Annotated in this window: 19 protein-coding genes; 7 read left to right on the top strand and 12 right to left on the bottom strand. The window is 73.7% G+C overall.

The window, feature by feature from the left end:
- Positions 1-81 precede the first annotated feature (81 nt).
- From hemQ to ACQP6G_RS12085, 4 genes are all read right to left on the bottom strand, one after another.
- A complete protein-coding gene (gene hemQ / locus ACQP6G_RS12100; protein WP_429764565.1) occupies positions 82-846 on the bottom strand; it encodes a hydrogen peroxide-dependent heme synthase in 765 nt (254 codons plus the stop codon).
- A gap of 19 nt (positions 847-865) precedes the next feature.
- Positions 866-2,011, bottom strand: a complete 1,146-nt coding sequence (locus tag ACQP6G_RS12095) for a ferrochelatase (protein WP_429764564.1) — start codon at positions 2,009-2,011, stop codon at positions 866-868.
- 80 nt (positions 2,012-2,091) lie between these two features.
- On the bottom strand, positions 2,092-2,616 hold the full coding sequence (locus tag ACQP6G_RS12090; protein ID WP_429764563.1) for a MarR family winged helix-turn-helix transcriptional regulator: 525 nt from the start codon (positions 2,614-2,616) through the stop codon (positions 2,092-2,094).
- A gap of 58 nt (positions 2,617-2,674) precedes the next feature.
- Positions 2,675-3,436 (bottom strand): isoprenyl transferase, encoded by a 762-nt coding sequence (locus ACQP6G_RS12085; protein WP_429764562.1) that lies wholly within the window; start codon positions 3,434-3,436, stop codon positions 2,675-2,677.
- Positions 3,437-3,694: 258 nt separating this feature from the next.
- On the opposite strand from ACQP6G_RS12085, the gene trhA reads away from it, so the two are divergent.
- Positions 3,695-4,468, top strand: coding sequence for a PAQR family membrane homeostasis protein TrhA (gene trhA / locus ACQP6G_RS12080; protein WP_429764561.1), 774 nt, complete (start codon positions 3,695-3,697; stop codon positions 4,466-4,468).
- A gap of 25 nt (positions 4,469-4,493) precedes the next feature.
- On the opposite strand, the gene ACQP6G_RS12075 is transcribed toward trhA, so the two are convergent.
- The 3 genes from ACQP6G_RS12075 to mca are packed head-to-tail and all read right to left on the bottom strand — an operon-like array spanning position 4,494 to position 6,702.
- Positions 4,494-5,480, bottom strand: coding sequence for a carbon-nitrogen hydrolase family protein (locus ACQP6G_RS12075; RefSeq protein ID WP_429764560.1), 987 nt, complete (start codon positions 5,478-5,480; stop codon positions 4,494-4,496).
- Positions 5,477-5,830 (bottom strand): hypothetical protein, encoded by a 354-nt coding sequence (locus tag ACQP6G_RS12070; protein WP_429764559.1) that lies wholly within the window; start codon positions 5,828-5,830, stop codon positions 5,477-5,479. The genes ACQP6G_RS12075 and ACQP6G_RS12070 overlap by 4 nt, the downstream gene beginning before the upstream one ends.
- Positions 5,827-6,702 carry a mycothiol conjugate amidase Mca gene (gene mca / locus ACQP6G_RS12065; RefSeq protein WP_429764650.1) on the bottom strand — a complete coding sequence of 292 codons (876 nt, stop codon included), beginning with the start codon at positions 6,700-6,702 and terminating at the stop codon, positions 5,827-5,829. Before mca ends, ACQP6G_RS12070 begins: the two co-directional genes overlap by 4 nt.
- A 107-nt stretch (positions 6,703-6,809) precedes the next feature.
- Here mca and ACQP6G_RS12060 point away from each other — a divergent pair, with 107 nt between their 5' ends.
- From ACQP6G_RS12060 to ACQP6G_RS12040, 5 genes are all read left to right on the top strand, one after another.
- A complete protein-coding gene (locus tag ACQP6G_RS12060; RefSeq protein ID WP_429764558.1) occupies positions 6,810-7,241 on the top strand; it encodes a DUF4307 domain-containing protein in 432 nt (143 codons plus the stop codon).
- Between the two features lie 193 nt (positions 7,242-7,434).
- Positions 7,435-7,917 carry a transcription elongation factor GreA gene (greA, locus tag ACQP6G_RS12055; protein ID WP_429764557.1) on the top strand — a complete coding sequence of 161 codons (483 nt, stop codon included), beginning with the start codon at positions 7,435-7,437 and terminating at the stop codon, positions 7,915-7,917.
- Positions 7,918-8,202: 285 nt separating this feature from the next.
- On the top strand, positions 8,203-8,829 hold the full coding sequence (gene ectA / locus ACQP6G_RS12050; protein WP_429764556.1) for a diaminobutyrate acetyltransferase: 627 nt from the start codon (positions 8,203-8,205) through the stop codon (positions 8,827-8,829).
- A 120-nt stretch (positions 8,830-8,949) separates the two neighbouring features.
- On the top strand, positions 8,950-10,260 hold the full coding sequence (gene ectB, locus ACQP6G_RS12045; RefSeq protein WP_429764555.1) for a diaminobutyrate--2-oxoglutarate transaminase: 1,311 nt from the start codon (positions 8,950-8,952) through the stop codon (positions 10,258-10,260).
- Between the two features lie 44 nt (positions 10,261-10,304).
- Positions 10,305-10,709 carry an ectoine synthase gene (locus tag ACQP6G_RS12040; protein ID WP_429764554.1) on the top strand — a complete coding sequence of 135 codons (405 nt, stop codon included), beginning with the start codon at positions 10,305-10,307 and terminating at the stop codon, positions 10,707-10,709.
- Between the two features lie 123 nt (positions 10,710-10,832).
- Here the strand turns inward: ACQP6G_RS12040 and ACQP6G_RS12035 are convergent, their stop codons facing one another.
- The 5 genes from ACQP6G_RS12035 to melA all read right to left on the bottom strand — a co-directional run bounded on the left by ACQP6G_RS12035 (position 10,833) and on the right by melA (position 14,588).
- Entirely contained in the window at positions 10,833-12,146 is a 1,314-nt protein-coding gene (locus ACQP6G_RS12035; RefSeq protein WP_429764553.1) for an RNA polymerase sigma factor, read from the bottom strand.
- On the bottom strand, positions 12,143-12,490 hold the full coding sequence (locus ACQP6G_RS12030; protein WP_429764552.1) for a YciI family protein: 348 nt from the start codon (positions 12,488-12,490) through the stop codon (positions 12,143-12,145). The genes ACQP6G_RS12035 and ACQP6G_RS12030 overlap by 4 nt, the downstream gene beginning before the upstream one ends.
- A complete protein-coding gene (locus ACQP6G_RS12025) occupies positions 12,487-12,864 on the bottom strand; it encodes a YciI family protein (protein WP_429764551.1) in 378 nt (125 codons plus the stop codon). Before ACQP6G_RS12025 ends, ACQP6G_RS12030 begins: the two co-directional genes overlap by 4 nt.
- A gap of 101 nt (positions 12,865-12,965) precedes the next feature.
- The gene (locus tag ACQP6G_RS12020; RefSeq protein ID WP_429764550.1) at positions 12,966-13,148 is read right to left on the bottom strand and encodes a hypothetical protein; all 183 of its coding nucleotides are present in this window, start codon (positions 13,146-13,148) and stop codon (positions 12,966-12,968) included.
- 9 nt (positions 13,149-13,157) lie between these two features.
- Positions 13,158-14,588 carry an alpha-galactosidase gene (gene melA / locus ACQP6G_RS12015; protein WP_429764549.1) on the bottom strand — a complete coding sequence of 477 codons (1,431 nt, stop codon included), beginning with the start codon at positions 14,586-14,588 and terminating at the stop codon, positions 13,158-13,160.
- Between the two features lie 89 nt (positions 14,589-14,677).
- On the opposite strand from melA, the gene ACQP6G_RS12010 reads away from it, so the two are divergent.
- Entirely contained in the window at positions 14,678-15,526 is an 849-nt protein-coding gene (locus ACQP6G_RS12010; RefSeq protein WP_429764548.1) for a helix-turn-helix domain-containing protein, read from the top strand.
- The last annotated feature ends 20 nt before the right edge of the window (positions 15,527-15,546 follow it).

Below are 15,546 nucleotides of genomic sequence, written 5' to 3'. Positions count from 1 at the left end.
AGGGAGGACGAGACCGGCCGAGGTCATCGACTACCTCACCGCGATTCGTCCTCCCTCGGCAGAATCCTCCCTACCTCACGGTCAGGCGCGGGGCTGCTTCTCCGCCCAGTCGGCGAGGGTGACGCGCGGGCCGGTGAAGAACGGCACCTCCTCGCGCACGTGGCGCCGGGCCTCGGTCGCGCGCAGGTCGCGCATGAGGTCGACGATGCGGTGCAGCTCGTCCGCCTCGAACGCCAGCAGCCACTCGTAGTCGCTCAGCGCGAACGTGCTCATCGTGTTGGCGCGCACGTCCGTGTACCCGGCCGCGGCCATGCCGTGGTCGCGCAGCATCGTGCGGCGCTCGTCGTCGGGCAGCAGGTACCAGTCGTAGGAGCGCACGAACGGGTAGACGGAGAGGTAGTCGCGGGGGCGCTCGCCGGCGAGGAACGCGGGCACGTGGCCCTTGTTGAACTCGGCGGCGCGGTGCAGCGCCACGACCGACCACTCCGGCGCCAGGGACGCACCCAGACGCGAGGCGCGCAGCCGCTGGTAGGCGCCCTGCACGGACTCGACCGACGGGCCGTGCACCCACACCATGAGGTCGGCGTCGGCGCGCAGGCCGGCGACGTCGTACACGCCGCGCACGACGACGTCGCCCTCGGCGCGGGCCGGGTCGCGGGCGTCGTCGGGCTGGCCGTCCCAGAGGGCGGCGTCCGCCTCCGCGGCGAGCTCCGCGCGCTCGGCGTCGCCCGCCGGCAGCGGCTCGGCGGTGGAGAAGACCGCGATCATGGCGTACCGGATGGACTCGTTGATCGAGGCGGCGTCGACGGTCTCGCCGGTGTCGCCGTGGATGTGGCTGTCGGTCATGACGTCCTCTCGGGGCGGGTCAGGAGTGCAGGTCGACGCTGCACAGGGCGGGGATGCCGCTCGGCTCGCCGTCACGCCGCAGGCAGCAGCCGGGCGCGCACACCGAGCGGAAGGCGGGGAGGTTGCCGACCGTCTCCTCCACGACGTCCTCGCCGCGGGCGATGGCCGCGCGCTCGAGCAGCAGGTCCACCAGGCCGGACACGAACGCCGGCCGGGTGCCGACGGTGCCCGCCCGGACCGCGGTCATGCCGAGCTCGGTGGCCGTGGCCATCGCCTCGGTGTCGAGGTCGTAGGCCACCTCCATGTGGTCGGAGACGAACCCGATCGGGGACAGGACGACGTCCTTGAGGCCCTGGCCGGCGCGCTCGGTGAGCAGGTCGTTGACGTCCGGCTCGAGCCACGGCTGCGACGGCGGGCCGGAGCGCGAGCAGTACGCCAGCTCCCACTCGACGGCGTGCCCGCGCACCTCGGAGACGACGGCGGCGATGACGGCGGCGACGTCGAGGTGCTGCGCGGAGTACGTGGCGTGCGAGACCTGGGACGCCGCCTCCATCGTGTCGGGGATGGAGTGCGTGACGAAGACGAGCTTCGCCGCCGCCGGGACGCCGCCCTTCGCCTCGAGCGCCTCGTAGCCCTCGAGGACGGCCTCGGCGTTGGCCGCCACGAAGCCCGGGTGGTTGAAGTAGGAGCGGATCTTGTCGAACTGGACGCTCGTGGAGCCCTCGGCGCCGAGCTGCCCGCGCTTCTCCAGCGTCACGGCGAGGTCCTCGCGGTACTGCCGGCAGCCGGAGTAGGACGAGTAGGCGGACGTGACGAGCGCGACGGCGCGCTTCGCGCCCAGGCGCTCGAGCTCGTCGATCGCGTCGGTGGTGTAGGGCTCCCAGTTGCGGTTGCCCCACACGACGGGCAGGTCGAGGCCGCGCTCGGCGAGCTCGGCCTCCAGCGCCGCCTTCAGCGCGAGGTTCTGCTCGTTGATGGGGCTCTTGCCGCCGAAGCCGTAGTAGTGCTCGCCGACCTCCTCGAGCCGCGAGTCGGGGATCCCCTTGCCGGCGGTCACGTTGCGGAGGAACGGGACGACGTCCTCCGGCTTGTTCGGACCACCGAAGGAGTACAGGAGCAGGGCGTCGTAAGGGCCGGCATCGGCCGACTGGGGGGTCAGCGACATGACTGCCATCATGGCACCGGCCCGGGAGCCGACCCGTCGAGAACGGCCCCCGGCCGACGTGACGTTGATGGCACGCGTTGTCATCTCCGGTCAGGGATGGCCGCCTGCGCGAGGCGGAGCCGGTCCAGCACGTCGCGCAGCCGCTCGAGCTCCTCGGTCGGGAGCGCCTGCCCCACGTACTCGGCGATGGTGCGCACGTGCGCGAGCCCGGTCTCGCGCTGCCGCCGCGCCCCCTCCGCCGTGAGCCGCACCAGGGTGCCGCGGGCGTCGTCGGCGGGGACCGAGCGGGCGACCAGCCCGCGCCCCTCGAGCCGTTCGACCATGCGCGACAGCGACGACTGCGCGATGAGCATCCCCTCGTTGAGGTCGCGCAGCCGCAGCTCGCCCCGGGGCGCGCGCGACAGGGTGAACAGCACGTCGTACTCCCGCATCGACAGGTCGCGCCAGATGTCGTCGGCCTGGAAGCGGCGCATCAGCGTGACCTGCGCCCGGAACAGCGACTCCCAGGCCTCGGCGGCGAGGCGGACGTCGGGGGCCGGCGGCCGGGTCCCGACGTGGCGCTCGGGCGGGGTGGGGGACGTCGGCGTCGGCTCGGGCGGGGTCACCGTCGCAGTGTGCCGCAGGCCTCCGACGGACGCCCGACGACGTCCCCGTCAGGCCGACTCAGCGGCCGAGCCGTCGCTCCCGCCGGGAGAAGTCGCGCAGCGCGCGCAGGAAGTCCACGCGGCGGAAGTCGGGCCAGTACGCCTCGCAGAAGTACAGCTCCGAGTGCGCGCTCTGCCACATGAGGAATCCGCCCACGCGCAGCTCGCCCGACGTGCGGATGACGAGCTCCGGGTCGGGCTGGCCCTTGGTGTACAGGTGGGCGGCGATGTCGTCGACGTCGATCCGCTCGGCCAGCTCCTCGAGCGACGCCCCGGTGGCGGACTCCTGCTTGAGGTACGACCGGACGGCGTCGGCGATCTCGTGCCGGCCGCCGTAGCCGACGGCGACGTTCACCTGCAGGCCCCGGACGTCCTTCGTCGCCTCGGCCGCGGAGCGCACGGCGTCCGCGAGCTCGCCCGGCAGCAGGTCCAGCCGGCCCACGACGCGCAGCCGCCAGCGCCCCGACTCCGCGAGGTCCTGGACGGCGTCGCGGATGATGTCGAGCAGGTCGGCGAGCTCGGACGCGGGGCGCGCGAGGTTGTCGGTGGACAGCATCCAGAGGGTGACGACCTCGACGCCGAGCTCCTCGGCCCAGCCCAGGAACTCCGCGATCTTGTCCGCCCCGCGCCGGTGCCCCGTGGCCGCGGTCTCGCCGAACGACCGGGCCCACCGCCGGTTCCCGTCGAGGATGACGCCGACGTGCCGGGGCGTCTGCGCCGTCGGCAGCGAGGCGGCCAGGCGCCGCTCGTACAGGCCGTAGAGCAGGTGGGGCATGCGCACGCGGGACCTCGAGGGTTCGGGCCGGGCCGCGGGCGCGCGACGGCGCGGGCACCCGGCGGGGGCGGGACGGACGGAGAGCGGGACAACGGTACCGCTCCCGTGGACCCGCAGGTCCCGGGCCTGGCGGACGCCCGGCGACGCCCCGCAACCCCTGCGCACGATCTTCACGGCGCGGGGTCGCTGCACCCGCGCCGCGTCCCCTACGCTGGCGTAACCTACGGATGCGTAGGTTTGTCGTCCGATCGAGAAGGAGCACCCGTGGCAGCAGCCGCCCAGCCGAACGGCCACCGGGCCGACCGCCTCGACGTCGACGACGTCAAGGAGGTCGCCCGCGAGGCGAAGGGCGTCATGGGCGACGCCGTGCAGACCGTGTCGGCGGCGGCCGCCGGGAAGGCAGCCCTCCTCAAGCCGCACCTGCGGGGCTGGATCCACGCCGTGACGACGCCGCTGGCGCTGGCCGCCGCGATCGTGCTCGTCGTCCTCGCCGACACCACCGCCGACAAGGTCGCGTGCGCGGTCTTCGGCGTCACCGCCGTCATGCTGTTCGGCACCAGCGCGGTCTACCACCTCGGCACCGGCACCTGGTCGCCCCGCACCGCCGCCGTCCTGCGACGCCTGGACCACGCCAACATCTTCCTCATCATCGCCGGCACCTACACGCCCCTGGCCGTGATGCTGCTGCCGCGCGGCACCGCCACCGTGCTCCTCGCCGTCGTCTGGAGCGGCGCGATCCTCGGCCTCGTCGGGCGCGTGCTGTGGATGAGTGCGCCGCGCTGGCTCTACGTCCCGGTCTACGTGGCGCTGGGCTGCGTCGCCGTCGGCTACATCCCGCAGTTCGCCGCCGCGGGCGGCGCCGCCGTCGCCTGGTTGGTCGCCTCGGGCGGCATCGCGTACATCCTCGGCGCCGTCGTGTACGGCACCAAGTTCCCGGACCCGTCGCCCCGCTGGTTCGGGTTCCACGAGATCTTCCACGCGCTCACCGTGGTCGGCTTCACCTGCCACACCGTGGCGATCTACCTGGCGGCCCTGTAGCCGCGCGCGGCCGGGCCCGGCGGGCTCAGCCCGCGGGCACCACGAGGTAGCGCCGGTTCGCCAGCGACGGGTTCTGCCGGCGCACCTGGGCCAGCGGCTCCGGGTCCAGGTCCACGGTGCGCACCTGCGGGGTCTCGTCGAGCTCGAGGCCGACGACGCCGTCCGGCCCGGCCAGGAGCGACCGGCCCACCAGCCCGGGGCCGGACATCCCGACGCCGATCACCACCGCCGTGTTCTCGATGGCCCGCGCGCGGATCAGGGTGCGCCAGTGGTCCGCCTTGAGCGGGCCGTCCACCCACGCCGCCGGGACGACGATGACGTCGGCCCCGGCGTCCACGAGCCGGCGCGCCGACTCCGGGAAGCGCAGGTCGTAGCAGGTGACGACGCCGAACGTGAGGTCCCCCAGCCGCAGCACGAGGGGCGGCACACCGGCCGGGCCGGGCTCGAGACGGTCGGACTCGCGCGTGCCGAACGCGTCGTAGAGGTGCACCTTGCGGTACGCGCCGACGACCGTGCCCGTCGCGTCGACCGCGACGACGGTGTTGAACGCGCGCGTGGGGGGCTCGGGCGCCGAGCCTGCCGCCGGCGTCGTCCCCGTGATGGCGGGCAGCGAGCCCGTCACCGCGGGGAACGAGCCCGTCACGGCGGGGAACGCGCCCGTCACGGCGGGGAACGCGCCGCTGACGGCGGGGAACGCGCCGGTCACGGCCGGGTGCTGGCCGGTGCTCGCGGCCGGGGCGCCGTAGGCGGGCAGGGTGGTGCCGGCCACCACCGCGATGCGGTACCGCGCTGCGTGCTGGCGCAGGGCGGTGACGAACGGGCCGTCGAGCGGCTCGGCGTGCTCGACGCCGACGCCGTGCGGGTCGTAGCCGGAGGAGTACTCGGGCAGCACGAGCAGGTCCGCGCCCACGCGGCCGGCGGCGAGGAAGGCCTCGGCGACCGCCTCGCGGTTGGCGTCGTGGTCGGCCGTGATCGCGAGCTGGCCGACCGTGACCCGCACGCTCGCGCTCATCGGCCGGGCTCGCCGTCCGCGTCGTCACCCGTCCCGCCGTCGCCGGCACCGCCGTCGCCGCGCGGCCCGTCACCGTCGGACGCGTCGCCGGGCGCACCGGGGCCCCGCCCCGGGCCGTGGAGCCCGAAGTGCTTGGGCTCCTCGAGCGGGATGCCCTGGTCCTCGGCGTTGCGCTGCGCGCGGCGCAGGTGCCGCGTGAGCGACAGGAAGAGCAGCACGCAGGCGACGGCCACGGCGAACGTCGCGACGAACCCGGCGAGGCCCGGCGTCACCTGGAGCTCGTCCGGCCCCTGGCCCGGGCTGGGGCTCGGGCTGGGCGCGGCGGCGAGCAGGGTCCAGACGGCGCTCATCGGACCTCCTCGCGGAGGCCGGCGAACAGGTCGTCCTCGGGCAGCGACGTCGGCACACGCGAGTCGGCGAGCTCGTACTCCTCCGTGGGCCACACGTCGGCCTCGAGGTCGCGCGGGACGGCGAAGAAGAACCCGTCCGGGTCGATCTGCGACGCGTGCGCCACGAGGGCCGCGTCCCGCTGGGCGAAGAAGTCCGCGACGGCGACGTGCGTCGTCGCCTCCCGCTCGGGGATCTCACGCGCCGCCCGCGACTCGATCCAGTCGCCGAACGGCGACTCCAGGCCGGCGCCCTGCATCGCCTCGTGCACGGCGCGCATGCGCGCCATCGAGAAGCCGTGGTTGTAGTAGAGCTTCAGCGGCTCCCAGGGCTCCGCGCCGCCCTCGACGACGTACCGGGAGGCGTCGCCCGCCGCGTGGTAGGCCTCGAACGACACCTCGTGGCACTTGATGTGGTCGGGGTGCGGGTACCCGCCGGACGGGTCGTACGTCGTCATGACGTGCGGGCGGAACTCGCGCACGAGCTCGACGAGGGGCGCGGCCGCCTCGTCGAGCGGCACCAGGCCGAACGAGCCCTCGGGCAGGGGCGGCAGCGGGTCGCCCTCCGGCAGCCCGGAGTCCACGAAGCCGAGCCAGGCCTGCCGCACGCCGAGCGCCTCGGCCGCGGCCGCCATCTCCAGGCGGCGGACCGCCAGGCGACCCTCGATGCTGTCGAACTCGTGCCCCTCGGGCACCTGGAAGCTCGGGTTGAGCACGTCGCCCCGCTCGCCGCCCGTGCAGGTCACGACGAGCACCTCGACCCCCTCGGCGGCGTACCGCGCGGTGGTCGCGGCGCCCTTGCTGGACTCGTCGTCCGGGTGCGCGTGCACCGCCATCAGACGCAGGGGCTCGGGCCGCGGGGTGGGCGGCACGGAGGAGGCGGAGGACAAGGTCCCTCCCGGGGTGACGGGTCGGCGTTGAGGTTCAGGGACAATGGTGCACCATGAGCGAGCCCGGCAGCCCCACTCCCCCCGCCGACCGGTACGGCACGTCGCCCGGTCGGCAGGACGGCCGCCGCCCGCTCGGTACGGGGGCCAAGGTGGCGATCGGCGCCGCCCTCGCGGCGGCGGTCGGCGTGGCCGCCTGGTTCTCGGTCGAGCAGACCCGCCGGGACCCGGTGACGGTGGAGATGGTGGGCTTCGACGTCCGCGACGCCGAGCAGGTCGACGTCACCTTCCAGGTGCACATGCCGCCCGGCACGACGGCGGTCTGCGACGTGGAGGCGCTCGCGCAGAGCTACGCCCAGGTCGGCACCCTCGAGGTGCCCGTCGGCCCGGTCGAGCAGCAGACCTCCACGTACTCGGTCACCGTGCGCACGTCCGAGGAGGCCACGACCGCGGTCGTCGAGTCCTGCGACGTCCCCGACGCCTCCTGACGCCGCCCCGGGCCCGACGTCCGACCGGGGTCACCCTGTTCGCCCAGGGCAGAGGCCTGGGTTCTGTCGCCTGCCCGGGCTATCCTGAGGGATTCACACGCAGTCCTGCCCCAGCCGACGCGCGTGCCGACGCCCGTCGGTCGCCCGCGCACGGCCGAAACAGGCCATCGAGCACCACGAAAGGAGAGCCCTCGTGACCGAGAGCACTGTCACCTGGCTCACCCAGGAGGCTCACGACCGGCTGCAGGCCGAGCTGGAGCACCTCTCCGGCCCCGCCCGCACCGAGATCGCCGAGCGCATCGCCGCCGCCCGCGACGAGGGCGACCTCAAGGAGAACGGCGGCTACCACGCCGCCCGCGAGGAGCAGGCGAAGAACGAGGCCCGCATCCGCGAGCTCACCGAGAAGCTGCGGCACGTCCAGATCGGCACGCCCGCGGACGACGGCGTGGTGGAGGCCGGCATGGTCGTCACCGCGGTCGTGGCCGGGGACGAGATGACGTTCCTGCTCGGCTCCCGCGAGATCGCCGGCACCACCGACCTCGACGTGTACTCGCCGACGTCGCCGCTCGGCGCCGCGATCGACGGGCACCGCATCGGCGAGAAGGTGGCCTACACCGCGCCGAACGGTCGCGAGATCCCCGTCGAGATCCTCAAGGCCACGCCCTTCGCGGGCTGACCTCCCCCGGGCCCTGCCCGGCACCGACGCATGCCCTGGGCGTGCCCGTCCCGACGGGCACGCCCATCGTCGTCCCGGCGACACACCCCGGCGACTTCACCCCCGCCGGTCTCATCATCCGAGACAGATGGCGATCCACAGAACCGTCGATGATCCGTCGATGGTCGACACGACCTTTCGTTGCGCTGCCAACGATCAGAGCCCCGCCGCCACGCCCGGCCGGTCGAGGAATGGTCATGGCCAAGGTGAACTTTCCCCCGCGATGCGTCTATGGTCGATGGCGGTATGGACACGACGGACACCGCAACGACCAACCATTCGACCGACGACAGCTCGACCGACAGCGTGATCGACGACGCCGACGACACCGCGTCGTCCCGCGCCGCGGAGCCCCTCCCGGGCCTCACGGTGCGCCCGCCGACGACGCAGGACGGCGCCGCGATGTGGCGCCTGGCGCGCGACTCGGGCTCGCTCGACCTCAACTCCTCCTACGCCTACCTGCTGCTCGCGGACCACTTCGCCGCGACCTGCCGCCTGGCGTTCCTCCCCGACGACACCTGCACGGAGGGCGAGCCCGTGGGCTTCGTCTCCGCGTACCGGCTGCCCGCCGACCCCGCCACGCTGTTCGTGTGGCAGGTCGCCGTCGACCCACGGGCCCGCGGCCGGCGCGTCGCGGGGCGGCTGCTGGACGCCGTCGTCGACGCGACGGCGGAGGGCGACGGCCCTGCCGTCACCCGGCTGCACACCACCGTGACCACGGACAACGCGTCCTCGCGGCGCGTGTTCGCGCGGTGGGCCGCCGAGCGCGGCGCGACCCTGCAGGAGACGACGGGCTACGAGGCAGCGCACTTCCCCGACGGCCACGAGGCCGAGCCGCTGCTGGTGATCGAGGGCATCCGCCCTCCCCGTTGACGTCCGTACCTCTCAGGTTCCCAGACCTCGGGCTGCGCCGGTTCGGCGCGCAGGTGACGACGCAGCCCTCTCCACCACAAGACACCGCACCGGCGCGCACCACCTCAAGGAGTGTCCTTCGTGACAACCCCGACCGTCCCCACCACCGAAGCGTCCGCCGCCGACGACCCGCTGGGCTTCACCGCCCTGGAGTCCGAGGTCCGCAGCTACTCGCGTTCCTGGCCCGTCGTGTTCGACCGGGCCTCGGGCGCGACGGTGTACGCGGAGGACGGCACCGAGTACCTCGACTTCTTCGCCGGCGCCGGCACCCTCAACTACGGGCACAACAACCCGCTGCTCAAGCAGGTGCTGCTGGACTACCTCGCCGACGACCGCATGGTGCACACGCTGGACATGTTCACCTCGGCGCGGCGCGAGTTCCTCGAGACGTTCAACGAGGTGATCCTGGAGCCGCGCGGGCTGGACCACAAGGTCGTGTTCCCCGGCCCGGGCGGCGCCAACGCGGTGGAGGCGGCCCTCAAGCTGGCGCGCAAGGTGACGGGCCGCGAGTCGGTCATCAACTTCACCAACGCGTTCCACGGCATGACGCTGGGCGCGCTGTCCGTGACGGGCAACTCCATGAAGCGCGGCGGCGCCGGCGTCCCCCTGGTGCACGCCACCCCGATGCCGTACGACGACTACTTCGACGGCGACGTGCCCGACTTCGTGTACCTGGAGCGCCTGCTCGAGGACAGCGGCTCGGGCCTCAACGCGCCCGCCGCCGTCATCGTCGAGACGGTGCAGGGCGAGGGCGGCATCAACGCCGCGCGCGCCGAGTGGCTGCGCGGCCTGGCCGACCTGTGCAAGCGCCACGACATCCTGCTGATCCTGGACGACATCCAGATGGGCTGCGGCCGCACCGGCAAGTTCTTCTCGTTCGAGGAGGCCGGCATCGTGCCCGACATCATCTGCCTGTCGAAGTCGATCTCCGGCTACGGCCTGCCGATGGCGCTCACCCTCGTGCGCCCTGAGCTGGACATCTGGGAGCCGGGCGAGCACAACGGCACCTTCCGCGGCTTCGCCCCCGCCTTCGCGACGGCCGCCGAGGCGATCCGGACCTACTGGACGGACGACACGCTCGAGACCGCCACGACCGACAAGGGCGCGCTCGTCGAGGCGCACTTCAACTCCCTCGTCGCCCGCTACGGCGACGACGTGCTGGTCGCCAAGGGCCGCGGCCTCGCGCGCGGTCTGCAGACGCCCGACGGCGAGACCGCGGGCCGCATCTGCGACGAGGCGTTCTCCCGCGGGCTGCTCATGGAGACCTCGGGCCCCGACGGCGAGGTCGTCAAGCTGCTGCCGCCGCTGACGATCACCTACGACGAGCTGCAGCGCGGCCTGCGGATCATCAGCGACTCCGTGGCCGCCGTCCTGCCCGCACCGACGGCCTGACCCGCCCCCGACCCACCACACCCGAACCACCGGAGGTACCACCCATGCTCGTGCGCACGCTCGACGAGATCACCGACACCGACGCCGACGTCAAGAGCGAGAACTGGCGCTCGAAGCGGATCGTCCTGGCGAAGGAGGGTGTCGGCTTCTCCGTGCACGAGACCACCCTGTACGCCGGCACCGAGAGCTTCTTCTGGTACGCCAACCACATCGAGGCCGTCTTCATCACGTCCGGCGAGGGCGAGATCGAGGACCTCGGCACCGGCGAGGTGCACCAGCTGAAGCCCGGCTCGCTGTACCTGCTCAACGACCACGACAAGCACAAGGTGCGCCCGCGCACCGACATCACGTGCGTGTGCGTGTTCAACCCGCCGGTCACCGGCCGCGAGGTGCACGACGAGAACGGCGTCTACCCGCTCGTCACCGAGCCGGAGGCCGCCGCGGTCTGACCCGCCCGACGCCGAGGTAGTACCGAATCTGCCGAGGTAGTACGGGCCTTCGCGAGGTAGTCACTACCTCGGCAGGTCTCGTACTACCTCGGCAGGTCTCGTACTACCTCGGCAGGTCTCGTACTACCTCGGCGCGAGGGCGGCGAGGCGGGCGCTCAGGAGGCGTCGGTCGCCCTCGCGGTCGACCTGGTCGAGGGCGAGGCGCAGCTCGACGACGGCATCGGCGGGGCGCCCGGCGCGCGTCAGCAGGTCCGCCCGCAGGGCCGGCAGCAGGTGGTAGCCCGTCAGCGCCGGGTCCTGCCCGACGGCGTCGACGGCGGCCAGGGCGGCGTCGACGCCGCGCACCTCGGCCACGGCCACGGCCCGGTTGAGCGCGACGACGGGCGACGGCGCCAGATCGAGCAGCACGTCGTAGAGGGCGAGCACCTCCGCCCAGTCCGTCTCCGCCGCGGTCGCCGCGCGGCAGTGCAGCGCCGCGATCGCGGCCTGCACCTGGTACGGCCCCGGTCGACGCGCCGCGAGCGCCGTGTCGAGCACCGCCAGCCCCTCGTCGATCTCCTCGCGGCGCCACCGCGTGCGGTCCTGCTCCGCCAGGGTCAGCGCGACGCCGTCGTCCCCGGTGCGCGCGTCGCGGCGCGCATGCTGCAGCAGCAGGAGGGCGAGCAGGCCGCGAGCCTCGGGCTCGTCGGGCAGCAGCCGGGCGGCGAGCCGGGCCAGCCGCACCGCGTCCCCGGCCAGCGCGCGACGCTCGGCGCATCCCTCGACCTCGTCGGCGGGCTCCGCCCAGGCGTCGTAGCCCTCCGTGAACAGCACGTAGAGGACCGCGAGCACCGCGTCCGTGCGCCCGGCGAGCAGCGCCGGCGGCGGCACCCGGAACGCGATGCCGGTGGCACGGATGCGCCGCTTGGTGCGCACCAGCCGCTGCGACATGGTCGCCTCGGGCACGAGGAAGGCGCGTGCGACATGCCCCGTCGTCATGCCGGTGAGGGAGCGCAGCGTCAGCGCCACCCGGCCGTCGAGCGGCAGGGCCGGGTGGCAGCACGTGAACAGCAACCGCACCAGGTCGCCGTCCGGGTCGTCGAGCGACCAGCCCCCGTCGTCGAGGCCGCGCTCGACCTCGTCGTGCACGCTGTCGCCGGCCCGTCCCGGCCCGTCGACCCGCTCGCCCCGCCGCACCGCGGTCTCGCTCTTCTCCGCCTCGACGCGGCGGCGACGCAGCACGTCGAGGGCGTGCCGCCGCGCCGTCGTCGTGAGCCACGCGCCCGGCCGGTCGGGGACGCCGTCGCGCGACCAGGTGCGCAGCGCCGCCACGAACGCCTCCTGCGCGGACTCCTCCGCGAGGTCGAGGTCGCCGGTGGCGCGGGCCACCGCGCCGAGGACGCGCCCCCACTCGCCGCGGAAGGCGTCCTCGACGGCGACGGCCGCCGGCGCCGTCACGCCGGTGCGCTCCCGTCGGTCGGCCAGAACGGGTGCACCTCGATCGTGCCGCCGCCCCGGCTGCCCGGGTGCTCGGCGGCGATCGCGAGCGCGGCCTCGAGGTCGGGCGCCTCGACGATGTCGAACCCGCCGATGACGTCCTTCGTCTCGGTGAACGGCCCGTCGGTCACCAGGGTGCGGCCGTCGGCCACCCGCACGCGCCGCACGTCGGCGGCCGGCCGGAGCCGCTCCCCCAGCACGCGCGACCCGTCGGCGTCGTGCCGGCGCACCCAGTCCTCGATGTCGGCGTCCGGCTCGCGGTCGGGCACGTCGGGCTCGATCACCAGCATCAGGTACCGCATCATGCGCCCCCGTCCGTCGCGCCGGAGCCGTCGAGGCCCAGCGGCCAGAACGGCCGCAGCTCGATGGCGCCCCCGTGGGCCATGGGGTGCTCGGACGCGATGGTGATCGCCGTGTCGAGGTCGGGCGCGTCGATCACGTCGAACCCGCCGATCGCCTCCTTGGTCTCCGAGAACGGCCCGTCGGTGACGAGCGCGCGCCCGCCGCGCACCCGCACCCCGACCGCGTCGGCGGGCGGGCGGAGCCGGTCGCCGAGCACGGCGGCGCCGCTGCCGTAGTACTTCTCCACCCACCCCTCGATGGGAGGCGCGCCCGCGGCGTCCTCCGGCCGCAGCTCCGGGTCCTCGGGGGTGGACAGCACCAGCATCAGGTAGCGCACGACGATCTCCTTCGGGTCGGTTCCTCATCCTGCACGGCCCTCGTGGCCGTGTACATGAGCACGACGAACGGGAGACCTCCCGACAGACACCTCGCCGACGACTACTTGATCCCCGTGCTCGCGATCCCCTGCACGAAGGTCTTCTGGAAGACCAGGAACACCACGAGGAGCGGCACGACGGCGACGGTCGCCACGGCCATCACGGCGCCCCACGGCGAGGCGAACGCCGGGTTGCTGGTCACGGTGGACAGCCCGACCGGCACGGTGAGGCGTCGCCGGGGCACCACGAGGGCTCAGTGCGCCAGGACGGGGTCGCGCTCGACGGTGGACGCCGACGACGACGCGGACGACGCCGGCCGCAGCGCGGCGGGCAGCAGCGCGGCATGGGCCTCGAGGAGCTCGTCCGTCATCGCCCGGACCTGCTCGAGCGTGCAGTGCGCGGACGTCAGCGGGTCGAGGGCGACGGCGTGGTGCACGTGCTCGACGTCGCCGGTGAGGGCGGCCCGGACGGCGAGCGTCTGGACGTTGACGTTGGTGCGGTTGATCGCCGCGAGCTGCGGCGGGAGCTCCCCGAACGACGTCGGCTGCACGCCGTCGGCGTCCACCAGGCAGGCGACCTCGACGCAGGCGTCGTCGGGCAGGTTCGTGATGACCCGGCCCGCGTTGGGCACGTTGCCGTAGACGACGGCGGGCACCCCCGTGACGACGGCGTTGACGATCGACGCCCCGTACTCGACGGACGGGCTGAGGTCGGCCTTGAGCCGCTCGAGCTGCTCGTCCACGTCGCCCTGCTCGTCGTGGGAGGAGCAGATCTCGTAGTAGTCCCAGCGCTCCGGGAGGTACTCGAGCGTCGTGGCGGGATCCTTGCGGAACCACGGCACGTACTCCGACGCGTGGTGGCTGGACTCCGTCTCGAAGTACCCGAAGTGGTTCATCAGCGTGGTGCGCACCTGCTCGTTGCCGCCCTCGTAGGTGCTGGCGGCGAGCGCGGCGTCCGAGTGGTCGCCGTCGTCGGCGAGCAGGTCGGCGGCCGCCCGGCCGCGGACGTGACGCTCGGCCATGACCCGGCGCAGGCGCGGGTACAGGTCCTCGGCGCCGCGGCGGAGCTCGAGGATCCAGGCCTGGTGGTTGATACCCGCGCACCGGTAGGAGACCTCGTCGTAGGGGACGTCGAGGGTGCGGGCGAGCATGCGCGTCGTGCCCTGCACGCTGTGGCACAGGCCCACCGTGCGCAGCCCGAGGGCGTTGAGGTAGGCGGTGGCCATCGCCATCGGGTTGGCGTAGTTGATGAACTGCGCGTCGGGGCAGACCTCCAGCGCGTCGTCCGCGATGTCCTGGTACGCGCGGACCGAGCGCAGGAAGCGGAACACCCCGCCGGGGCCGACCGTGTCGCCCACGGTCTGGTCGACGCCGTAGCGGCGCGGGATCTCGACATCGTGCCGGTAGGACTCCACGCCGCCCACCTGGAACGTGATGATGACGAAGTCGGCACCGTCGAGGGCCGCCCGCCGGTCCGTGGTCTGCTCGACGACGGTGGGCAGCCCGTGGTGGTCCACGAGCTCGCGGGCCGCGCCCGCCACCCGGTCCAGGCGGTCGGCGTCGAGGTCCATGAGGCAGAGCGTGGCGTCGCGCAGGGCAGGGAAGCTGAGCAGGTCACCGATGAGCCGGAACGGGAACACGAAGCCGCCGGCGCCGATGATGGTGATCTTCGGGGAATGAGCCATGCAGCGACGCTAGGCCCGAGGATGGCGGTCGATCCTCCGGATCGATCGCCCCGCTTTCCGGGATCCTTCGATCGCCCTAGGCTCCCGGCATGACGCTGACGGTCGACGACGTCCGCCTGGAGGAGGCCGCCCTGTGGGTGCGCCGCGGCGCACCCCCGGTGATGGAGCACCCGCACCGGCACGACGACCTCGAGCTCAACCTCGTGCACACGGGTCGCCTGGAGTACCTGTTCGGCGGGTCGACGCTGCGGGTCGAGGCGGGCGAGGTGGCGCTCTTCTGGGGCGGCACGCCGCACCAGCTGGTCGAGCCCGACGCGGTGGAGTCCGCCGTGTCGTGGGTGCACGTGCCGCTCACCGAGGTGCTCGGCTGGGCCCTGCCGGCCGAGCAGATCGCGGTGCTGCTGCGGGCGCGCCCCGTCGTCGTGCCCGCCGCCGCGCTCGCCCGCGACGTCGACGCGCTCTTGGCGACATGGCACCGCGACGTCCTGGCGGGCGGCGACCACGTCGTCGTCATGCTGGAGGTGCAGGCATTCGTGCGCCGGACGCTCGCGGCCGCGGAGGCCGCGGGGACACCGGGCCCGGCGGGCGACGCGGCGGGCGCGGCCGGGCCGTCCGGCGCGGCCGCGCGTGCCACCGCGATGGCGCAGTTCGTGGCGGAGCACTACCGCTCCCCCATCTCGCCGTCGGACGTCGCGCGCGCCGTGCACCTCAGCCCCAGCCACGCGATGACGCTGTTCAAGCGGGTGGTGGGCACCACCCTCGGCACCTACATCGCCAGGTGCCGGGTGGCGGAGGCGCAGCGCCTGCTCATCACGACGGGCGCCACCACGGTGGAGGTCGGGCACGCGGCCGGGTTCACGTCGCAGAGCAGCTTCTACGACACCTTCCGCCAGATCTGCGGGTACGCGCCCGGCGACTACCGGCGCGCGCTCCGCTGACCCGGGCGCGGCCGGGGCGG

It is taken from the genome of Isoptericola nanjingensis (assembly GCF_050311635.1).
Classification (GTDB): Bacteria; Actinomycetota; Actinomycetes; order Actinomycetales; family Cellulomonadaceae; genus Isoptericola; species Isoptericola nanjingensis.
The sequence above is the reverse complement of the archived record's forward strand: the minus strand, read 5'-3'. Positions and strand labels throughout refer to the sequence as shown.

What these genes read in the sequence shown, in the direction of transcription:
- hemQ (WP_429764565.1), bottom strand. Translation starts at nt 846, where the DNA reads ATGACCGACAGCCACATCCACGGCGACACCGGCGAGACCGTCGACGCC.
- ACQP6G_RS12095 (WP_429764564.1), bottom strand. Translation starts at nt 2,011, where the DNA reads ATGTCGCTGACCCCCCAGTCGGCCGATGCCGGCCCTTACGACGCCCTG.
- ACQP6G_RS12040 (WP_429764554.1), top strand. Translation starts at nt 10,305, where the DNA reads ATGCTCGTGCGCACGCTCGACGAGATCACCGACACCGACGCCGACGTC.
- ectA (WP_429764556.1), top strand. Translation starts at nt 8,203, where the DNA reads ATGGACACGACGGACACCGCAACGACCAACCATTCGACCGACGACAGC.
- mca (WP_429764650.1), bottom strand. Translation starts at nt 6,702, where the DNA reads ATGGCGGTGCACGCGCACCCGGACGACGAGTCCAGCAAGGGCGCCGCG.
- melA (WP_429764549.1), bottom strand. Translation starts at nt 14,588, where the DNA reads ATGGCTCATTCCCCGAAGATCACCATCATCGGCGCCGGCGGCTTCGTG.
- ACQP6G_RS12030 (WP_429764552.1), bottom strand. Translation starts at nt 12,490, where the DNA reads ATGATGCGGTACCTGATGCTGGTGATCGAGCCCGACGTGCCCGACCGC.
- ACQP6G_RS12010 (WP_429764548.1), top strand. Translation starts at nt 14,678, where the DNA reads ATGACGCTGACGGTCGACGACGTCCGCCTGGAGGAGGCCGCCCTGTGG.
- ACQP6G_RS12060 (WP_429764558.1), top strand. Translation starts at nt 6,810, where the DNA reads ATGAGCGAGCCCGGCAGCCCCACTCCCCCCGCCGACCGGTACGGCACG.
- ACQP6G_RS12075 (WP_429764560.1), bottom strand. Translation starts at nt 5,480, where the DNA reads ATGAGCGCGAGCGTGCGGGTCACGGTCGGCCAGCTCGCGATCACGGCC.
- ACQP6G_RS12070 (WP_429764559.1), bottom strand. Translation starts at nt 5,830, where the DNA reads ATGAGCGCCGTCTGGACCCTGCTCGCCGCCGCGCCCAGCCCGAGCCCC.